The sequence below is a fragment of the Enterococcus sp. DIV2384 genome (assembly GCF_050534975.1).
Lineage (GTDB): Bacteria > Bacillota > Bacilli > Lactobacillales > Enterococcaceae > Enterococcus > Enterococcus faecalis.
In genome coordinates, this window is the sequence record NZ_CP172905.1 from 150,697 (window position 1) to 168,457 (window position 17,761).

The 17,761-nt window shown below is 39.5% G+C and carries 25 protein-coding genes; 22 read left to right on the forward strand and 3 right to left on the reverse strand.

Features of this window, described 5'->3' with window-relative positions; genetic code table 11:
* Positions 1 to 108: 108 nt before the first annotated feature.
* Positions 109 to 1,311: an iron-containing alcohol dehydrogenase gene (locus tag IGK54_RS00655; protein ID WP_002408242.1), complete on the forward strand. Its 1,203-nt coding sequence runs from the start codon at positions 109 to 111 to the stop codon at positions 1,309 to 1,311.
* 56 nt (positions 1,312 to 1,367) lie between these two features.
* Here the strand turns inward: IGK54_RS00655 and gpmA are convergent, their stop codons facing one another.
* From gpmA to rpiA, 3 genes are all read right to left on the reverse strand, one after another.
* On the reverse strand, positions 1,368 to 2,054 hold the full coding sequence (gene gpmA, locus IGK54_RS00660) for a 2,3-diphosphoglycerate-dependent phosphoglycerate mutase (RefSeq protein WP_002359343.1): 687 nt from the start codon (positions 2,052 to 2,054) through the stop codon (positions 1,368 to 1,370).
* A gap of 174 nt (positions 2,055 to 2,228) precedes the next feature.
* The gene (locus IGK54_RS00665; protein WP_002356188.1) at positions 2,229 to 2,804 is read right to left on the reverse strand and encodes a recombinase family protein; all 576 of its coding nucleotides are present in this window, start codon (positions 2,802 to 2,804) and stop codon (positions 2,229 to 2,231) included.
* Positions 2,805 to 2,845: 41 nt separating this feature from the next.
* On the reverse strand, positions 2,846 to 3,526 hold the full coding sequence (gene rpiA / locus IGK54_RS00670; protein WP_002383851.1) for a ribose-5-phosphate isomerase RpiA: 681 nt from the start codon (positions 3,524 to 3,526) through the stop codon (positions 2,846 to 2,848).
* Positions 3,527 to 3,870: 344 nt separating this feature from the next.
* Between rpiA and rpsL the strand changes: the two genes are divergently transcribed.
* From rpsL to IGK54_RS00775, 21 genes are all read left to right on the forward strand, one after another.
* The gene (gene rpsL / locus IGK54_RS00675) at positions 3,871 to 4,284 is read left to right on the forward strand and encodes a 30S ribosomal protein S12 (RefSeq protein WP_002356190.1); all 414 of its coding nucleotides are present in this window, start codon (positions 3,871 to 3,873) and stop codon (positions 4,282 to 4,284) included.
* Positions 4,285 to 4,339: 55 nt separating this feature from the next.
* Complete coding sequence (rpsG, locus tag IGK54_RS00680) at positions 4,340 to 4,810, forward strand: 30S ribosomal protein S7 (protein WP_002356191.1); 471 nt, start codon at positions 4,340 to 4,342, stop codon at positions 4,808 to 4,810.
* 83 nt (positions 4,811 to 4,893) lie between these two features.
* Positions 4,894 to 6,975, forward strand: a complete 2,082-nt coding sequence (fusA, locus tag IGK54_RS00685; protein ID WP_002356192.1) for an elongation factor G — start codon at positions 4,894 to 4,896, stop codon at positions 6,973 to 6,975.
* A 150-nt stretch (positions 6,976 to 7,125) separates the two neighbouring features.
* Positions 7,126 to 8,313, forward strand: coding sequence for an elongation factor Tu (tuf, locus tag IGK54_RS00690; protein ID WP_002356194.1), 1,188 nt, complete (start codon positions 7,126 to 7,128; stop codon positions 8,311 to 8,313).
* 180 nt (positions 8,314 to 8,493) lie between these two features.
* Positions 8,494 to 9,318, forward strand: coding sequence for a bifunctional hydroxymethylpyrimidine kinase/phosphomethylpyrimidine kinase (thiD, locus tag IGK54_RS00695; RefSeq protein ID WP_430603110.1), 825 nt, complete (start codon positions 8,494 to 8,496; stop codon positions 9,316 to 9,318).
* 272 nt (positions 9,319 to 9,590) lie between these two features.
* Positions 9,591 to 10,757: an SAM-dependent methyltransferase gene (locus IGK54_RS00700; protein ID WP_002391607.1), complete on the forward strand. Its 1,167-nt coding sequence runs from the start codon at positions 9,591 to 9,593 to the stop codon at positions 10,755 to 10,757.
* A 348-nt stretch (positions 10,758 to 11,105) separates the two neighbouring features.
* The gene (gene rpsJ / locus IGK54_RS00705; protein WP_002389727.1) at positions 11,106 to 11,414 is read left to right on the forward strand and encodes a 30S ribosomal protein S10; all 309 of its coding nucleotides are present in this window, start codon (positions 11,106 to 11,108) and stop codon (positions 11,412 to 11,414) included.
* Positions 11,415 to 11,435: 21 nt separating this feature from the next.
* Positions 11,436 to 12,065 carry a 50S ribosomal protein L3 gene (rplC, locus tag IGK54_RS00710; protein WP_002356199.1) on the forward strand — a complete coding sequence of 210 codons (630 nt, stop codon included), beginning with the start codon at positions 11,436 to 11,438 and terminating at the stop codon, positions 12,063 to 12,065.
* A 25-nt stretch (positions 12,066 to 12,090) separates the two neighbouring features.
* Positions 12,091 to 12,714 (forward strand): 50S ribosomal protein L4, encoded by a 624-nt coding sequence (gene rplD / locus IGK54_RS00715; RefSeq protein ID WP_002356200.1) that lies wholly within the window; start codon positions 12,091 to 12,093, stop codon positions 12,712 to 12,714.
* On the forward strand, positions 12,714 to 13,004 hold the full coding sequence (locus tag IGK54_RS00720) for a 50S ribosomal protein L23 (protein ID WP_002356203.1): 291 nt from the start codon (positions 12,714 to 12,716) through the stop codon (positions 13,002 to 13,004). Before rplD ends, IGK54_RS00720 begins: the two co-directional genes overlap by 1 nt.
* Before the next feature lie 39 nt (positions 13,005 to 13,043).
* Positions 13,044 to 13,874, forward strand: coding sequence for a 50S ribosomal protein L2 (gene rplB / locus IGK54_RS00725; RefSeq protein WP_002356204.1), 831 nt, complete (start codon positions 13,044 to 13,046; stop codon positions 13,872 to 13,874).
* 42 nt (positions 13,875 to 13,916) lie between these two features.
* Positions 13,917 to 14,195: a 30S ribosomal protein S19 gene (gene rpsS / locus IGK54_RS00730; RefSeq protein WP_002356205.1), complete on the forward strand. Its 279-nt coding sequence runs from the start codon at positions 13,917 to 13,919 to the stop codon at positions 14,193 to 14,195.
* Positions 14,196 to 14,216: 21 nt separating this feature from the next.
* Positions 14,217 to 14,564 carry a 50S ribosomal protein L22 gene (gene rplV / locus IGK54_RS00735; protein WP_002356206.1) on the forward strand — a complete coding sequence of 116 codons (348 nt, stop codon included), beginning with the start codon at positions 14,217 to 14,219 and terminating at the stop codon, positions 14,562 to 14,564.
* Between the two features lie 66 nt (positions 14,565 to 14,630).
* Positions 14,631 to 15,287 carry a 30S ribosomal protein S3 gene (gene rpsC, locus IGK54_RS00740; RefSeq protein ID WP_002356207.1) on the forward strand — a complete coding sequence of 219 codons (657 nt, stop codon included), beginning with the start codon at positions 14,631 to 14,633 and terminating at the stop codon, positions 15,285 to 15,287.
* A gap of 2 nt (positions 15,288 to 15,289) precedes the next feature.
* The gene (rplP, locus tag IGK54_RS00745) at positions 15,290 to 15,724 is read left to right on the forward strand and encodes a 50S ribosomal protein L16 (RefSeq protein WP_002356208.1); all 435 of its coding nucleotides are present in this window, start codon (positions 15,290 to 15,292) and stop codon (positions 15,722 to 15,724) included.
* A complete protein-coding gene (rpmC, locus tag IGK54_RS00750; protein WP_002383858.1) occupies positions 15,714 to 15,902 on the forward strand; it encodes a 50S ribosomal protein L29 in 189 nt (62 codons plus the stop codon). The genes rplP and rpmC overlap by 11 nt, the downstream gene beginning before the upstream one ends.
* A gap of 23 nt (positions 15,903 to 15,925) precedes the next feature.
* On the forward strand, positions 15,926 to 16,192 hold the full coding sequence (rpsQ, locus tag IGK54_RS00755) for a 30S ribosomal protein S17 (protein ID WP_002359348.1): 267 nt from the start codon (positions 15,926 to 15,928) through the stop codon (positions 16,190 to 16,192).
* Positions 16,193 to 16,249: 57 nt separating this feature from the next.
* A complete protein-coding gene (gene rplN / locus IGK54_RS00760; protein WP_002356211.1) occupies positions 16,250 to 16,618 on the forward strand; it encodes a 50S ribosomal protein L14 in 369 nt (122 codons plus the stop codon).
* 35 nt (positions 16,619 to 16,653) lie between these two features.
* Positions 16,654 to 16,965 (forward strand): 50S ribosomal protein L24, encoded by a 312-nt coding sequence (rplX, locus tag IGK54_RS00765; protein ID WP_002356212.1) that lies wholly within the window; start codon positions 16,654 to 16,656, stop codon positions 16,963 to 16,965.
* Positions 16,966 to 16,990: 25 nt separating this feature from the next.
* The gene (rplE, locus tag IGK54_RS00770) at positions 16,991 to 17,530 is read left to right on the forward strand and encodes a 50S ribosomal protein L5 (RefSeq protein WP_002356213.1); all 540 of its coding nucleotides are present in this window, start codon (positions 16,991 to 16,993) and stop codon (positions 17,528 to 17,530) included.
* 18 nt (positions 17,531 to 17,548) lie between these two features.
* Complete coding sequence (locus IGK54_RS00775) at positions 17,549 to 17,734, forward strand: type Z 30S ribosomal protein S14 (protein ID WP_002356214.1); 186 nt, start codon at positions 17,549 to 17,551, stop codon at positions 17,732 to 17,734.
* The last annotated feature ends 27 nt before the right edge of the window (positions 17,735 to 17,761 follow it).

Below are 17,761 nucleotides of genomic sequence, written 5' to 3' on the forward strand. Positions count from 1 at the left end.
AATCAAAAGCTGGGTCAATTGGTCGTTGTGAAAGCAACTGTCATTTGCTCGGCTTTTTTATTGGCGGATTTTTGAAAAAATAGTATGATAAATGCGTAAGAGCATTGAATGGAGGATGAAAGAATGGAAAACTTTAATTTTTATGTACCAACAGACATCCGTTTTGGGAAAGATCGTTTAGACGAATTACCTGCTGTGTTAGATCAATTTGGCAAAAATGTCTTACTTGTTTATGGTGGCGGTAGTATCAAACGTAATGGCTTGTACCAACAAATTACTGATTTGGCCCAAAAAAACGGGCATACACTGATTGAGTTGAGCGGTGTCGAACCAAACCCGCGCATTGAAACCGTTAGAAAAGGAATTGAGTTGTGTAAAGAAAACCAAGTCGATGTTATTTTAGCAGTTGGCGGTGGTTCAACCATTGACTGTTCCAAAGCAATAGCTGCGGGCTTTTATTCGGAAGAAGATATCTGGACAGTCATTGCAGCCAGAAAAGGGTATACTGGTCCTGCTTTACCAATCGTGACCATCTTGACTTTAGCAGCAACAGGTAGTGAAATGAACGCAGGTGCTGTCATTTCTAACTTAGAAACCAATCAAAAATTAGGCTTTGGTGGTCCGAATATGATTCCAAAAGTTTCGTTCTTGGATCCAACGAATACTTTTACGGTTCCTCAAAATCAAACAGCAGCTGGCTCAGCGGATATTTTCAGTCATTTGATTGAAAACTATTTTAGTATTTCGACAGGCACGGACGTCCAAGATTTTGTGTCAGAAGGCTTAATGCGAACGGTTATCAAAAATTGTCCTATTGCTTTAGAAAATCCAGAAGATTATGATGCACGTGCTAATTTAATGTGGGCAAGTAGTTTAGCCTTAAATGGTTTAACAGGGCGCGGCAAACAAGGTGTTTGGTCTTGTCACCCAATGGAACATGAATTAAGTGCGTTTTATGACATTACGCATGGGATTGGCTTAGCAATTTTAACGCCTCGTTGGATGAATTACGTTTTGTCTGAACAAACCGTTGGCAAGTTTGCACAGTTTGCTCGAAATGTTTGGGGAATAGTCGAACAAGAAGAGGAAGTAGCAGCGAAAAAAGGTATTCAAGCATTGTATGATTACTTTGTGGCTTGTGGCATTCCAATGACATTACCAGAAGTTGGCATCGAAGCAGATAAATTTGAAGAAATGGCACAACAAGCTGTGGCCCATAGTGCAATTGCTGAAAAGGCTTATGTACCATTGGATGCAGCGGATATAGTAGCGATTTATAAAGATTGTTTAACCGAAAGTCAATTTATTTAATCCATAAAAAAGCGGTTTGCCTTGGCAAACCGCTTTTGTTAATAAGAAACAAGTTCTTATAAGTAGTATTTTTCTTTCACAGTTAAATCATCGTTTAATTCATAAACTAATGGTTTACCTGTTGGGATTTCAAGATCCATAATATCTTCATCAGAAATGCCTTCGATGTGTTTAGCTAAAGCACGTAATGAATTACCATGAGCCGCTACTAAGACAGTTTTGTTGTCTTTTAAAGCTGGCGCAATTTCATCTTGCCAGAATGGTAATGCACGTTCCAAAGTAACTTTCAAGTTTTCGCCACCAGGAATATCGCGTTGGTCTAACATTGCATAACGACGGTCGTTTGCTGCAGAACCTTCATCTGTTGCTTCCATTAATGGAGGAAGAGTATCGTAAGAACGACGCCAGATGTGGACTTGTTCGTCTCCGTATTTTTCAGCAGTTTCTTTTTTGTTTAGTCCTTGTAATTTACCATAGTGACGTTCGTTTAAGCGCCAAGATTTGATTTGAGGTACCCATAATTGATCTGAGTATTCTAGTAAATAGTTACAAGTTTTGATGGCACGAGTTAAAACAGAAGTATAAGCAACGTCGAATTCGATGCCTGCTTCTTTAATTTTACGGCCGCCTTCTTTTGCTTCTTCAACACCTTCAGGTGCTAAATCTACGTCAGCCCATCCAGTAAATTGGTTTAAGGCATTCCATTCGCTAAGTCCATGACGAGAAAAAACTAATTTTGGCATGTATAAGCTCTCCTTTGAGTTTAGTTTTCTGAAAATAAGATTTCCACGTTTATTGTACACCGTTTTGCGCAAGATTTCCAATGGAAAATAGTAAAAAAACGTGAAAGTTGCTGAAAAATTAGAGTGAAATCGAATCAAAAAAGAAGCCCCATCTGAAGGACTTCTTTTTTATTCTTAGGAATACAGCCGTTCGACATCTGTCTCAGGTAAATTGATGTACTTATAACAAGTGCCCACCGAAACGCCGCATTTATTAGAAATAAACTGGATGGTTTCTTTGTTTTCGTAATATAATGCACGGATTTTGCGGACGGTGCGTCCATCGATTTTTGGACGTCCACCTACTTTTCCGTTTTCACGAGCTTTGTGGAGCCCAACGAGTGTTCGTTCTTTAATTAGTGCACATTCCATCGCAGATAAGCTCTCCATTAATTGGAAATAGGCTTCACCTGTTGGAAGGTGAGTATCAATTCCTTCTGAAATGCTGACAAAATCAACTTGTTTTTCCTTTAACATTTTCATAAAGTCTGTTAATTGGCGGGTTGTTTTACCTAAATGGTGCAATTTACAAACAATAAGTGTATCCCCAGCAGAAAGAAGTTTTTCGACTTCGTCTAAGACACTGATCTCCGCTTGAGGATCAAATGTCTCTTGGAAAATATCATCACAACCAAACGATTGGAGAGTGGTTAGTTGATTTTTTAAATCGTCTTCAATAATAGTTGTGCGTGCATAACCAATTCGTTTCATATATTATCCTTCCTATATAAATAATCTTTTTTCACACATTCTTAACGTGCGGGAACATGTAAGGTTTTCGGTCCATCTTCATAACCGACGATTACCATAGAAACCATATTTAAAAATAAGCCGTGTTCAACGACGCCAACTAAGTTGTCTAAATAAGAACCTAAAGCTTCTGGATCTGTAATTTTTTCTAAATGCAAATCGATGATATGGTGGCCTCCATCTGTTATTAATGTTTCGCCAGCAGCGTTTAGACGAAGTGCTGGGTGATAGCCTTTTTCTTCAAATAAATGCACTAGTTGGCAGCTGCCATAAGGAACAACCTCAACTGGAAGTGGGAAAGCCCCTAAATCGTCCACCATTTTTGATTTATCCACAATCCAAATACATTTCTTTGAATAAGTGGCCACAATTTTTTCAAAAAGTAAGGCAGCGCCACCGCCTTTGATTCCTTGAAAATCAGCGCTGATTTCATCGGCGCCATCAATCGTAAGATCCACATACGGAACCTCATCAATACCCTTTAAAGGAATGCCCAAGGCTAAGGCTTGTTTCTCTGTTTCTTTTGAAGTAGTAACCCCCACGATTGACAATCCTTCTTCTTTTACGCGACGACCAATTTCGTCTACCATAAATTTTGCTGTTGAGCCAGTACCCAAACCGACAATCATGCCGTCTTCTACATATTTTGCAGCTTCGATTCCTACCATTTGTTTCAGATTCATCGCTGTTTTCCGCCCCCTTCAATAGTCAAAGATATTGTACCGTTATTTAACTAAAAAAGATAGAAAGTTTTTGAAAAAGTCATAAAAATTTTTAAAGGAAAAGTACGTTTAAATAGAAGGAAAAGCTTTTTTTCGAAAGGCGAAAGAAGAGGGTTGACAGTTGATACTTATCGTGGTATCCTAACAAAGGTGCTTTATCTACAGGTTCCTTATAGGGACGTGCTGACTGTCTATCAAAGCATATTTGATAAAGAGTGCAGAGATTGCATTATTTTTTATCGCGAAAAAAGAACCACCTGGATGTGTGGAACTAGAAGCGAAGTAAGGAAGGAGGAGAACAAGGAATGCCTACAATTAACCAATTAGTACGTAAACCTCGTAAATCTAAAGTAGAAAAATCTGATTCACCAGCCTTAAACAAAGGATATAACAGTTTTAAGAAAACTCAAACAAACGTTAACTCTCCGCAAAAACGTGGAGTTTGTACACGTGTGGGTACGATGACACCTAAAAAACCGAACTCAGCTTTACGTAAATATGCCCGTGTTCGTTTGTCAAACTTAATCGAAGTTACAGCTTATATCCCAGGTATCGGTCACAACTTACAAGAACACAGCGTGGTATTATTACGTGGTGGACGTGTAAAAGACTTACCAGGGGTACGTTACCATATCGTTCGTGGTGCGCTTGATACTGCCGGTGTTAACGACCGTAAACAAAGCCGCTCTAAATACGGTACAAAACGTCCTAAAGCTTAATTATAATAAGACAATAACAACTTGAAAAATCATATTTCGGAAGGAGGAGTTACGGATGCCTCGTAAAGGTCCTGTTGCAAAACGTGATGTTTTACCAGATCCAATTTATAACTCAAAATTAGTAACTCGCTTAATCAACCGTGTAATGGTCGACGGTAAACGCGGGATTGCTGCTAACATTATCTATAATTCATTTGATATCATCAAAGAATCTACAGGTAACGATCCATTGGAAGTTTTTGAACAAGCAATGAAAAACGTTATGCCTGTTCTTGAAGTTAAAGCACGTCGTGTTGGGGGTTCTAACTACCAAGTACCAGTTGAAGTTCGTCCAGAACGTCGTACAACTTTAGGTTTACGTTGGGTAGTTAACTACGCACGTCTACGTGGTGAACACACAATGGAAGAACGTCTAGCGAAAGAAATCATGGATGCTGCTAACAACACTGGCGCTTCTGTTAAAAAACGCGAAGACACACACAAAATGGCAGACGCAAACCGCGCATTTGCTCATTATCGTTGGTAAGATCCTCTCTGTCTGTCGCGTAAAGTGGCAGCAGAAAGTCAATTTACAATCGATTTAAATAAAGAGAGGAGTAAACATACAAAATGGCAAGAGAATTTTCACTTGAAAAAACTCGTAACATTGGTATCATGGCCCACGTTGATGCTGGTAAAACAACAACAACTGAGCGTATCTTGTACTACACTGGTAAAATCCATAAAATCGGTGAAACCCATGAAGGTGCTTCACAAATGGACTGGATGGAACAAGAACAAGAACGTGGTATCACGATTACATCCGCTGCGACAACTGCACAGTGGAAAGGCTACCGTGTAAATATCATCGATACTCCAGGACACGTGGACTTCACAATTGAAGTACAACGTTCTCTACGCGTATTAGATGGTGCGGTAACAGTTCTTGACTCTCAATCAGGTGTAGAACCTCAAACAGAAACTGTTTGGCGTCAAGCGACTGAATATAAAGTTCCTCGTATCGTATTCTGTAACAAAATGGATAAAATCGGTGCGGACTTCTTCTATTCAGTAGAATCATTACATGATCGTTTACAAGCAAACGCTCATCCAATTCAAATTCCAATCGGAGCTGAAGAAGACTTCACTGGAATCATTGACTTGATTAAAATGAAAGCTGAAATCTACACAAATGATTTGGGAACAGATATTCAAGAAACTGATATTCCTGAAGATTATTTAGAAAAAGCGCAAGAATGGCGCGAAAAATTAGTTGAAGCTGTTGCTGAAACTGACGAAGACTTAATGATGAAATATCTTGAAGGTGAAGAAATCACTGAAGAAGAATTAGTCGCTGGTATCCGTCAAGCAACAATCAACGTTGAGTTCTTCCCTGTATTAGCTGGTTCAGCATTCAAGAATAAAGGGGTTCAATTAATGTTGGACGCTGTTCTTGATTACTTACCATCTCCATTAGATATCGATGCTATCAAAGGGATCGATACTAAAACAGACGAAGAAACAACTCGTCCAGCTGATGACGAAGCACCTTTCGCTTCATTAGCATTTAAAGTTATGACTGACCCATTCGTAGGTCGTTTAACTTTCTTCCGTGTTTATTCTGGTGTCCTTGAAAGTGGTTCATACGTATTGAACGCTTCAAAAGGCAAAAAAGAACGTATCGGTCGTATCCTACAAATGCACGCCAACACTCGTCAAGAAATTGACAAAGTGTACTCTGGTGATATCGCTGCTGCTGTTGGTCTAAAAGACACAACAACTGGTGATACATTATGTGCATTAGATGCACCAGTTATTCTTGAATCTATTGAATTCCCTGACCCAGTTATCCAAGTCGCTGTTGAACCTAAATCAAAAGCTGACCAAGATAAAATGGGCGTGGCTCTACAAAAACTTGCTGAAGAAGATCCATCATTCCGCGTTGAAACAAACGTTGAAACTGGTGAAACAGTTATCTCTGGTATGGGTGAATTGCACTTAGACGTTTTAGTAGACCGTATGAAACGTGAATTCAAAGTTGAAGCTAACGTAGGTGCTCCTCAAGTATCTTACCGCGAAACATTCCGTGCTGCGACTAAAGCAGAAGGTAAATTCGTTCGTCAGTCTGGTGGTAAAGGACAATACGGTCACGTATGGGTTGAATTTACACCAAATGAAGAAGGTAAAGGCTTCGAGTTTGAAAACGCAATTGTCGGTGGTGTGGTTCCTCGTGAATACATCCCAGCAGTTGAAAAAGGGTTAGAAGATTCTATGAACAACGGTGTTCTTGCTGGTTATCCATTAGTTGATATCAAAGCAAAACTTTACGATGGTTCATACCACGATGTCGATTCAAATGAAACGGCCTTCCGTGTAGCTGCTTCTATGGCATTGAAAGCTGCGGCTAAAAATGCAAACCCAGTTATTTTAGAACCAATGATGAAAGTTACAATTACTGTTCCTGAAGATTACTTAGGTGATATCATGGGACACGTAACAAGTCGTCGTGGACGTGTTGAAGGTATGGAAGCACACGGTAACTCTCAAATCGTTAATGCGATGGTACCTTTAGCTGAAATGTTTGGTTATGCTACAACATTACGTTCAGCAACACAAGGACGCGGTACATTTATGATGGTATTTGACCACTATGAAGACGTACCTAAGTCTGTTCAAGAAGAAATCATCAAGAAAAACGGCGGCAACGCATAATTTTCCTTGAGAATAAAAGGTTTGTTTTTAGAACTATCCTTTTTTCAAGATTTCGTGTAAAATAGCTTATGATGATCAGACGATTTTTAGTAACGTCTATCACATATAAAACAAACAATAAAATTTATATTTTTAGGAGGAACATTCAAAATGGCAAAAGAAAAATTTGACCGTTCTAAATCCCATGTTAACATTGGTACTATCGGACACGTTGACCATGGTAAAACTACATTAACAGCTGCAATTGCTACTGTATTATCAAAACACGGTGGCGGGGAAGCACAAAGCTACGATTCTATCGATAACGCTCCAGAAGAAAAAGAACGTGGAATCACAATCAACACTTCTCATATCGAATATGAAACTGAAACTCGTCACTATGCACACGTTGACTGCCCAGGACACGCGGACTACGTTAAAAACATGATCACTGGTGCTGCTCAAATGGACGGAGCTATCTTAGTAGTTTCTGCTGCTGATGGTCCTATGCCTCAAACACGTGAACATATCTTATTATCACGTAACGTTGGTGTACCATACATCGTTGTATTCTTAAACAAAATGGATATGGTTGATGACGAAGAATTATTAGAATTAGTAGAAATGGAAGTTCGTGACTTATTATCAGAATACGATTTCCCAGGCGATGATGTTCCAGTTATCGCAGGTTCTGCTTTGAAAGCTTTAGAAGGCGACGAGTCTTATGAAGAAAAAATCTTAGAATTAATGGCTGCAGTTGACGAATATATCCCAACTCCAGAACGTGATACTGACAAACCATTCATGATGCCAGTCGAAGACGTATTCTCAATCACTGGACGTGGTACTGTTGCTACAGGCCGTGTTGAACGTGGTGAAGTTCGCGTTGGTGACGAAGTTGAAATCGTTGGTATTAAAGACGAAACATCTAAAACAACTGTTACAGGTGTTGAAATGTTCCGTAAATTATTAGACTACGCTGAAGCAGGCGACAACATCGGTGCTTTATTACGTGGTGTAGCACGTGAAGATATCGAACGTGGACAAGTATTAGCTAAACCAGCTACAATCACTCCACACACAAAATTCAAAGCTGAAGTATACGTATTATCAAAAGAAGAAGGCGGACGTCACACTCCATTCTTCACTAACTACCGTCCTCAATTCTACTTCCGTACAACAGACGTTACTGGTGTTGTAGAATTGCCAGAAGGTACTGAAATGGTAATGCCTGGTGATAACGTTGCTATGGACGTTGAATTAATTCACCCAATCGCTATCGAAGACGGAACTCGTTTCTCTATTCGTGAAGGCGGACGTACTGTAGGTTCAGGCGTTGTTACTGAAATCGTTAAATAATTAACTTTTTAACTATAGTTTTAACCAGCGTGAAAAACTGGGGTATTCGGACGTAAGACCAGAGAATTTATTCTCTGGTCTTTTTTTGTTTAAAAATTGGCTGGCTAAAAAATAAGCCAATTGGCTGTTTTAGCAGACTTGTTTCTTCAGTATACTTGGAGAAAAAGGTTAGGTGATTTAATGGAAAAAGTATTGACGATTGCAGGCTCCGATTCAACAGGAGGGGCAGGAATTCAAGCAGATTTAAAAACATTTGAAGAGTATGGAGTTTTTGGGTTTTCAAGTTTAACCTCGATTGTGACGATGGATCCTACGACAGATTGGTCACATGAAGTAACTGAATTGCCAGAAACGCTCTTAGAAAAACAATTGATTTCGGTTTTTGCAGGCGGTCCAGTAGCGGCTTTGAAAACAGGGATGATGGGTAATGAACAAAATATTAAAATGGCTAGCAAGTACATTAAACAAGAGAAAATTCAAAAAGTCGTGATTGACCCAGTCATTGCTTGTAAGGGAACGGCACAAATTCTGCAACCCAAAAGTGTGGAAGGCCTAAAAAACGATTTACTGCCATTAGCATTAGTTGCCACGCCTAATTTAATTGAAGCGGGCATCTTATCTGGTTTAGGCGAAATTTCTTCCGTGGCGGAGATGGAAGAAGCGGCAAAACGAATTGTACAAATGGGAGCCAAACATGTCGTGGTTAAAGGGGGACATCGCTTAGCTGGGGAAAAAGCACTGGACTTATTTTACGATGGTCACACCGCGCATCTTTTGGAAAATGAATTATATCCTACTGATTATAATCATGGTGCAGGTTGTACTTTTTCAGCGGCGATCACAGCTGGCTTGGCGAAAGGTTATTCGGTGTTAGAAGCAGTAACTTTAGCGAAAGAATTTGTAGCGGCGGCGATTAAACACGGTATTCAAGTTAATCCTTATGTGGGGCACGTGTGGCATGGCGCATACACTCATGCGGAGCAACGGATGCGTAAGAAAGAATAATATTTAGAACTAGAGGAGTCTGTCAAGGACTGGCTCTAGTTTTTTTGTGATAAAGAATAACAATAGTAGGTATTACGTTAAAAGAATGTTCAAATTTTTAAAAGAGGAGTAGAATAGAACTGTAATTGCAAAAAAAGAAGCGGAACATAGAAGGGGTGTTAACTTTTCTGTGCTTCAGTTTAGAACGGACTGTGGTGTTTGTTTTTGACGAACTACCGGAAAGCGACTTCTTTTTGTTTTGGCTTCAAATGGTATTTAATGGAGGGAATGCAATGTTAGAAAAAGAAACGTACAGTCAACTGTTTAAATGGTCTTTTTCAAAAAAGACACAAGTCACATACTGGGATGGTACCGTCAAAGAGTATGGGCAAGGGTCGGGGGATCCGGTTTTTAAAATTGTATTCAATGAAAAAATTCCTGTGAAGGATTTACTGAATAACGCTTCGTTAACTTTAGGGGAAGCCTACATGGATCGCAAAATTGAAATCGAAGGCGATATCCAAGCACTGATTTATGATGTGTATAACCAAAAGGATAGCTTTTTACACAATGCTAAATTTATTAAATGGCTTCCTAAAGAAAGTCATTCAAAAAAACGCTCGCAAGAGGATATTCACAGCCATTACGATCTAGGAAATGATTTTTACAAAAAATGGCTTGACCAAACAATGACGTATTCATGTGCTTATTTTAAAACGCCTGAAGATACATTAGAACAAGCGCAAGTGAATAAAGTTCATCATATTTTAGATAAATTGTTTATCAAAGAGGGCGACACTTTACTGGATATTGGCTGCGGCTGGGGCACGTTAATTTTAACTGCGGTGAAAGAATACGGAGCCAAAGCAACTGGGATTACATTAAGTGAAGAGCAATTTCATCATATTCGCCATATTATAGAAAAAGAAGGCCTACAAGATCGAATGACTGTCAAGTTGATGGATTATCGTGATTTAAAAGGAGAGTCTTTTGACCATATTACGAGTGTCGGGATGTTTGAACATGTCGGTGCAGAAAATCTACATGAATATTTTGATGTCGTTCAGCGAAATTTAGCGCCTAAAGGTACGGCGTTGATTCATGGGATCAGTCGCCAACAAGGCGGGGCTAAAAATGCTTGGATTAATCGTTATATTTTCCCAGGTGGCTATATTCCTGGTGTCACTGAGCTAGTCGGCCATATGACAGAAAACGACTTGCAAGTGATTGACTTGGAAAGTTTGCGCAGAGATTATCAATTGACGTTGGAACATTGGACAAAAAACTTCCATAATATAGAAGCAGAAATTGTTGACGAAAAAGGCGAGCGCTTCTATCGAATGTGGGACTTATATTTGCAAGCATGTGCAGCATCATTCCAAGCAAGCAATATTGATGTTATTCAATATTTATTGGTTCATCCAGATAACAATGATATTCCAATGCGCCGGATTGGTTAATAGAATAAAAAAGAAAGAATTTGAGATTCTGGTAAAAAAGGAATCCCAAATTCTTTTTTTATAAAAATAGAATGAAAAGAATTGAAAAACAAAACAAATGCTTTTCAAAACAAGAAAAAATTCTTTCAAAAAAACGCAGAAAATCCTTGCTAACACTATCCTTTCATAGTATAATCAAAAAGGTGCTGTTTACAGGAGTGTAAAAAGCATTGGTAGATCAACGATTTGATTTGCCGGCTGTGAAGCGAGAGGTTGCGACACGCTCGGACGCTTTGCCATGAACGAGCATGCCGGATAAATTTTCGTGGAGCTATGTCTACTTTTAAAATAGGCGAAGGAGGGAACAAGATGGCAAAACAAAAAATTCGTATCCGTTTAAAAGCGTATGAACACCGTATTTTAGATCAATCAGCGGATAAAATTGTGGAAACAGCAAAAAGAACTGGAGCTGACGTATCAGGTCCGATTCCATTACCAACAGAACGCTCACTTTACACAGTTATTCGTGCGACTCATAAATACAAAGATTCTCGCGAACAATTCGAAATGCGTACTCACAAACGTCTAATTGACATTGTGAACCCAACACCAAAAACAGTTGACGCTCTAATGAAGCTTGACTTACCGTCTGGTGTTAATATTGAAATCAAACTATAAAATTAAGATGGAGGTGTACTCATGACCAAAGGAATCTTAGGGAAAAAAGTGGGAATGACACAAATCTTTACTGAGTCTGGTGAATTAATTCCAGTAACAGTAGTTGAAGCTACGCCAAACGTAGTTTTACAAGTAAAAACTGTTGAAACTGACGGATACGAAGCTATCCAAGTTGGTTACCAAGACAAACGTGAAGTTTTATCAAACAAACCTGCGAAAGGTCATGTTGCAAAAGCAAACACGGCTCCTAAGCGCTTCATTAAAGAATTCAAGAATGTTGAGCTAGGAGAATATGAAGTAGGTAAAGAAATCAAAGTAGATGTTTTCCAAGCAGGAGACGTTGTTGATGTTACAGGTACTACGAAAGGTAAAGGATTCCAAGGGGCAATTAAACGTCACGGCCAAAGCCGCGGACCTATGTCTCATGGTTCTCGTTATCACCGTCGTCCTGGGTCAATGGGTCCAGTAGCGCCTAACCGTGTATTTAAAAATAAACGACTAGCCGGCCGTATGGGTGGCGACCGCGTAACAATTCAAAACCTTGAAGTTGTTAAAGTGGACGTAGAAAGAAATGTTATCTTAATCAAAGGAAACATTCCTGGAGCGAAAAAATCTTTAATCACAATCAAATCAGCTGTGAAAGCTAAATAAGTGTAGGGAAAGGAGGAACTAAGGAATGCCGAATGTAGCATTATTCAAACAAGATGGAACTCAAAACGGTGAAATCACTTTAAATGAAGAAATCTTCGGAATCGAACCTAATGAAAGTGTTGTCTATGATGCAATCATCATGCAACGTGCTTCATTAAGACAAGGAACACACGCAGTTAAAAACCGTAGCGCTGTTCGTGGCGGTGGCCGCAAACCATGGCGTCAAAAAGGAACTGGTCGTGCTCGTCAAGGTTCAATCCGTTCACCACAATGGCGTGGAGGTGGCGTAGTCTTTGGACCAACACCGCGTTCATACAGCTACAAACTTCCTAAAAAAGTTCGTCGCTTAGCAATGAAATCTGTATTATCAGACAAAGTTGCTGAAAATAACTTGGTAGCAGTAGAAGGTTTAAGCTTCGATGCACCAAAAACAAAAGAATTCAAACAAGTTCTTGCTAACTTGTCTATCGATACTAAAGTATTAGTTGTTTTAGAAAATGGTAACGACTTTGCAGCTTTATCAGCTCGTAACTTACCAAACGTTTCTGTAGTAACTTCTGATAACGTTAGTGTGTTAGATGTTGTGTCAGCTAACAAAGTCTTGGCAACACAAACAGCTCTTACTCAAATTGAGGAGGTGCTTGCATAATGGAATTACTAGACGTAATCAAACGCCCAGTGATCACTGAAAAATCCATGTTAGCTATGGACGAAAAGAAATATACTTTCGAAGTGGACACTCGCGCAAACAAAACTTTAGTAAAACAAGCTGTTGAATCAGCATTCGATGTTAAAGTAGCAAACGTAAACATCTTAAACGTGCGTCCAAAATTCAAACGCATGGGTAAATATGCAGGTTATACAAAAAAACGTCGCAAAGCGATCGTTACATTAACTGAAGATTCAAAAGAAATTCAATTATTCGAAGCTGCTGAATAAGCAGTCCTGAACAATATCAACGTAGGAGGGAAATAAGACGTGGCGATTAAAAAGTACAAACCTACCACAAATGGCCGTCGTAACATGACAAGTTCTGATTTCGCTGAAATCACAACTTCAACACCAGAAAAATCATTGTTACAGCCATTAAAAAACAATGCCGGTCGTAACAACAACGGTCGCATTACGGTTCGTCACCAAGGTGGCGGTCACAAACGTCAATACCGTGTGATTGACTTCAAACGTAATAAAGATAACGTCGCAGCGGTTGTTAAAACGATCGAGTACGATCCAAACCGTTCTGCTAACATCGCGTTAGTTCATTACGAAGACGGGGTTAAGGCATACATCTTAGCACCAAAAGGATTAGAAGTAGGCATGCGCCTAGTATCTGGTCCAGAAGCAGATATTAAAGTAGGTAACGCATTACCATTGGAAAACATTCCAGTTGGTACAGTTATCCACAACATTGAAATGAAACCTGGTAAAGGTGGACAATTAATCCGTTCAGCTGGAACAAGCGCGCAAGTACTTGGTAAAGAAGGCAAATACGTATTAATCCGCTTAAACTCTGGCGAAGTTCGTATGATCTTAGCAACTTGCCGTGCAACAATCGGTTCAGTTGGTAACGAACAACACGAATTAATCAACATTGGTAAAGCTGGCCGCTCTCGTTGGATGCGTAAACGCCCAACTGTTCGTGGTAGCGTAATGAACCCTAACGATCACCCACACGGTGGTGGTGAAGGTAAAACACCAATTGGACGTAAAGCGCCAGTATCTCCATGGGGTCAACCAGCAATTGGATACAAAACACGTAATAAAAAAGCTAAATCAGACAAACTTATCGTTCGTCGTCGTACTAAATAATTTTTTTGACCATGTGTCGTACATTTTGAGAGGAGGTTCACCATGGGTCGTAGTTTAAAAAAAGGACCTTTCGTCGATGATCATTTGATGAAAAAGGTCGAAGCACAACAAGGTGCCGAAAAGAAAAAAGTAATTAAAACTTGGTCTCGCCGCTCTACAATTTTTCCATCATTCGTAGGTTTCACAATCGCTGTATATGATGGACGGAAACATGTCCCTGTTTACATTCAAGAAGACATGGTAGGACATAAATTAGGTGAATTTGCACCAACTAGAACTTATCGTGGCCACGTTGCTGACGATAAAAAAACTAAACGCTAATTTTGAGGGGAGGATATGCAAATGTCAGAACAAATTACATCAGCTAAAGCAACTGCAAAAACAGTTCGCACTTCACCTCGTAAAGCACGTTTAGTAATCGATCTTATCAGAGGGAAAAGCGTTGCGGATGCAATTTCAATCTTGAAATTCACACCGAACAAGTCTGCTGGAATCATTGAAAAAGTTTTAATGTCAGCAGTTGCTAACGCAGAAAACAACTTTGACTTAGACGTTGAAAGCTTAGTCGTATCTGAAGCATTTGTTAACGAAGGACCAACAATGAAACGTTTCCGTCCTCGTGCAAAAGGTTCAGCTTCACCAATCAACAAACGTACTAGTCACATCACAGTAGTTGTAACAGAGAAATAAGTCTCATGAAATAGGCTGTTTTCTTTATGAAAACAGAGCTTAAACATTTAAGAGGAGGGACAATCAGTGGGTCAAAAAGTACATCCAATTGGAATGCGTGTAGGCATCATCCGCGACTGGGATGCGAAATGGTATGCTGAAAAAGAGTATGCTGAATTCTTACACGAAGATTTAAGAATCCGTAAATTTATCGCAACAAAACTTGCTGATGCTGCTGTATCTACAATTGAAATCGAACGCGCTGCAAACCGTGTTAACATTTCAATTCACACAGCTAAACCAGGTATGGTTATCGGTAAAGGCGGATCTGAAGTCGAAAACCTAAGAAAAGAATTAAACAAATTAACTGGCAAACGAGTTCACATCAACATCGTTGAAATCAAAAAACCAGATTTAGATGCAAAATTAGTAGGCGAAGGAATTGCACGTCAATTAGAAAACCGTGTTGCTTTCCGTCGTGCTCAAAAACAAGCCATCCAACGCGCAATGCGTGCTGGCGCTAAAGGAATCAAAACTCAAGTATCAGGTCGTCTAAACGGTGCGGATATCGCTCGTTCAGAAGGATACTCTGAAGGAACTGTACCACTTCACACATTACGTGCGGACATTGATTACGCATGGGAAGAAGCGGACACTACTTACGGAAAACTAGGAGTTAAAGTGTGGATCTATCGTGGAGAAATTCTTCCAACGAAAAAAAACACTGAGAAAGGAGGGAAATAATCATGTTAGTACCTAAACGTGTAAAACACCGTCGTGAATTCCGCGGAAAAATGCGCGGTGAAGCTAAAGGCGGAAAAGAAGTAGCATTTGGTGAATGGGGTTTACAAGCAACTGAATCTCACTGGATTACTAACCGTCAAATCGAAGCAGCCCGTATTGCAATGACTCGTTACATGAAACGTGGCGGGAAAGTATGGATTAAAATTTTCCCTCACAAGTCTTACACAAGTAAAGCTATCGGCGTACGTATGGGTAAAGGTAAAGGGGCACCAGAAGGCTGGGTATCACCAGTTAAACGTGGTAAAATCATGTTTGAAATCGCAGGCGTTCCTGAAGAAGTAGCTCGTGAAGCTCTTCGTCTTGCATCTCACAAATTGCCGGTAAAAACTAAGATCGTAAAACGTGAGGAAATGGGTGGTGAATCGAATGAAGGTTAAAGAAATCAGAGAATTAACCACTGCCGAAATGCTAGATAAAGAAAAACAATTAAAAGAAGAATTGTTCAACTTAAGATTCCAATTAGCAACAGGTCAATTAGAAAACACTGCACGTATTAAAGAAGTACGTCAATCGATTGCACGCATCAAAACAGTATTGCGTGAACAAGCTAACTAATAGTGGAAGGAGGCCAAACGCGTATGACTGAAGAAAGAAATCAACGTAAAGTTTACCAAGGTCGCGTGGTATCAGACAAAATGGATAAAACAATCACAGTTGTCGTTGAAACAAAGAAAAACCACCCTATCTATGGCAAACGTATGAAATATTCTAAAAAATATAAAGCGCATGATGAAAACAACACAGCGAAAGTTGGAGACATCGTAAAAATCATGGAAACTCGTCCATTATCAGCTACAAAACGTTTCCGTTTACTAGAGGTAGTCGAAGAAGCAGTTATTATCTAATAAAACGAGAATTTCCTAATAGATTGAAGCACAAAATCTGAAAGGGGGATACACATCGTGATCCAACAAGAAAGTCGTTTAAGAGTCGCTGACAATTCTGGCGCACGTGAAATTTTAACGATCAAAGTCCTAGGCGGATCTGGTCGTAAAACTGCTAACATCGGTGACGTTATTGTTGCTACTGTCAAACAAGCAACGCCAGGTGGGGTTGTTAAAAAAGGTGAAGTAGTTAAAGCCGTTATCGTTCGTACAAAATCTGGCGCTCGTCGTGCTGACGGTTCTTACATCAAATTTGATGAAAATGCTGCGGTAATTATCCGTGACGATAAAAGCCCACGCGGAACACGTATCTTCGGACCAGTTGCACGTGAATTACGTGAAAACAACTTCATGAAGATCGTTTCTCTAGCACCAGAAGTATTATAATCTCGAGCCCACGTTAAAGGAGGTGCGAAACAGTAATGTTTGTTAAAAAAGGCGATAAAGTAAAAGTTATCACTGGTAAAGATAAAAACAAAGAAGGCGTTGTCTTAGCAGCGTTTCCTAAACAAGATAAAGTTATCGTTGAAGGTGTCAACGTCGTTAAAAAACACCAAAAACCAAACCAAGCAGCCCCACAAGGTGGAATCCTTGAAGTGGAAGCGCCAATTCATGTTTCTAATGTAATGGTGATTGATCCTTCAAACGGAGAAGCTACTAAAGTTGCGTTTAAAGAAGTCGACGGCAAAAAAGTCCGCGTTTCTAAAAAAACAGGTGAAGTTTTAGATAAATAAAAATTGCGGAAGGAGGGCTTACTGAATGAACCGCCTGAAAGAAAAATATATTAAAGAAGTAACACCATCATTGGTGGAAAAATTTAATTACAGCTCAGTTATGCAAACACCTAAAGTTGATAAAATCGTTATCAACATGGGTGTGGGTGATGCAGTATCAAATGCTAAAAACTTAGACAAAGCTGTTGAAGAATTAGCATTAATCACTGGTCAAAAACCACTTATCACAAAAGCTAAAAAATCTATCGCTGGATTCCGTTTACGTGAAGGAATGCCAATCGGTGCGAAAGTAACGCTACGCGGCGAAAGAATGTACGAATTTTTAGATAAATTAGTAACAGTTTCTTTACCTCGTGTACGTGACTTCCACGGTGTCAGCAAAAAAGCTTTCGATGGTCGTGGTAACTATACTTTAGGTATTAAAGAACAATTAATCTTCCCAGAAGTTGATTATGATTTAGTAGATAAAGTACGCGGTATGGACATCGTAATTGTTACAACAGCGAACACTGACGAAGAGTCTCGCGAATTGTTGGCACAATTAGGTATGCCATTCCAAAAATAATATAAGGAGGCGAACTACGTGGCTAAAAAATCAATGATTGCTAAAAACAAACGTCCTGCTAAACATTCAACACAAGCTTATACTCGTTGTGAACGTTGTGGACGTCCACATTCAGTTTATCGTAAATTTCATCTTTGCCGTATTTGCTTCCGCGAACTTGCCTATAAAGGTCAAATTCCCGGCGTGAAGAAAGCTAGCTGGTAAACAAGTAAACTCGCATAAAGGAGGTAA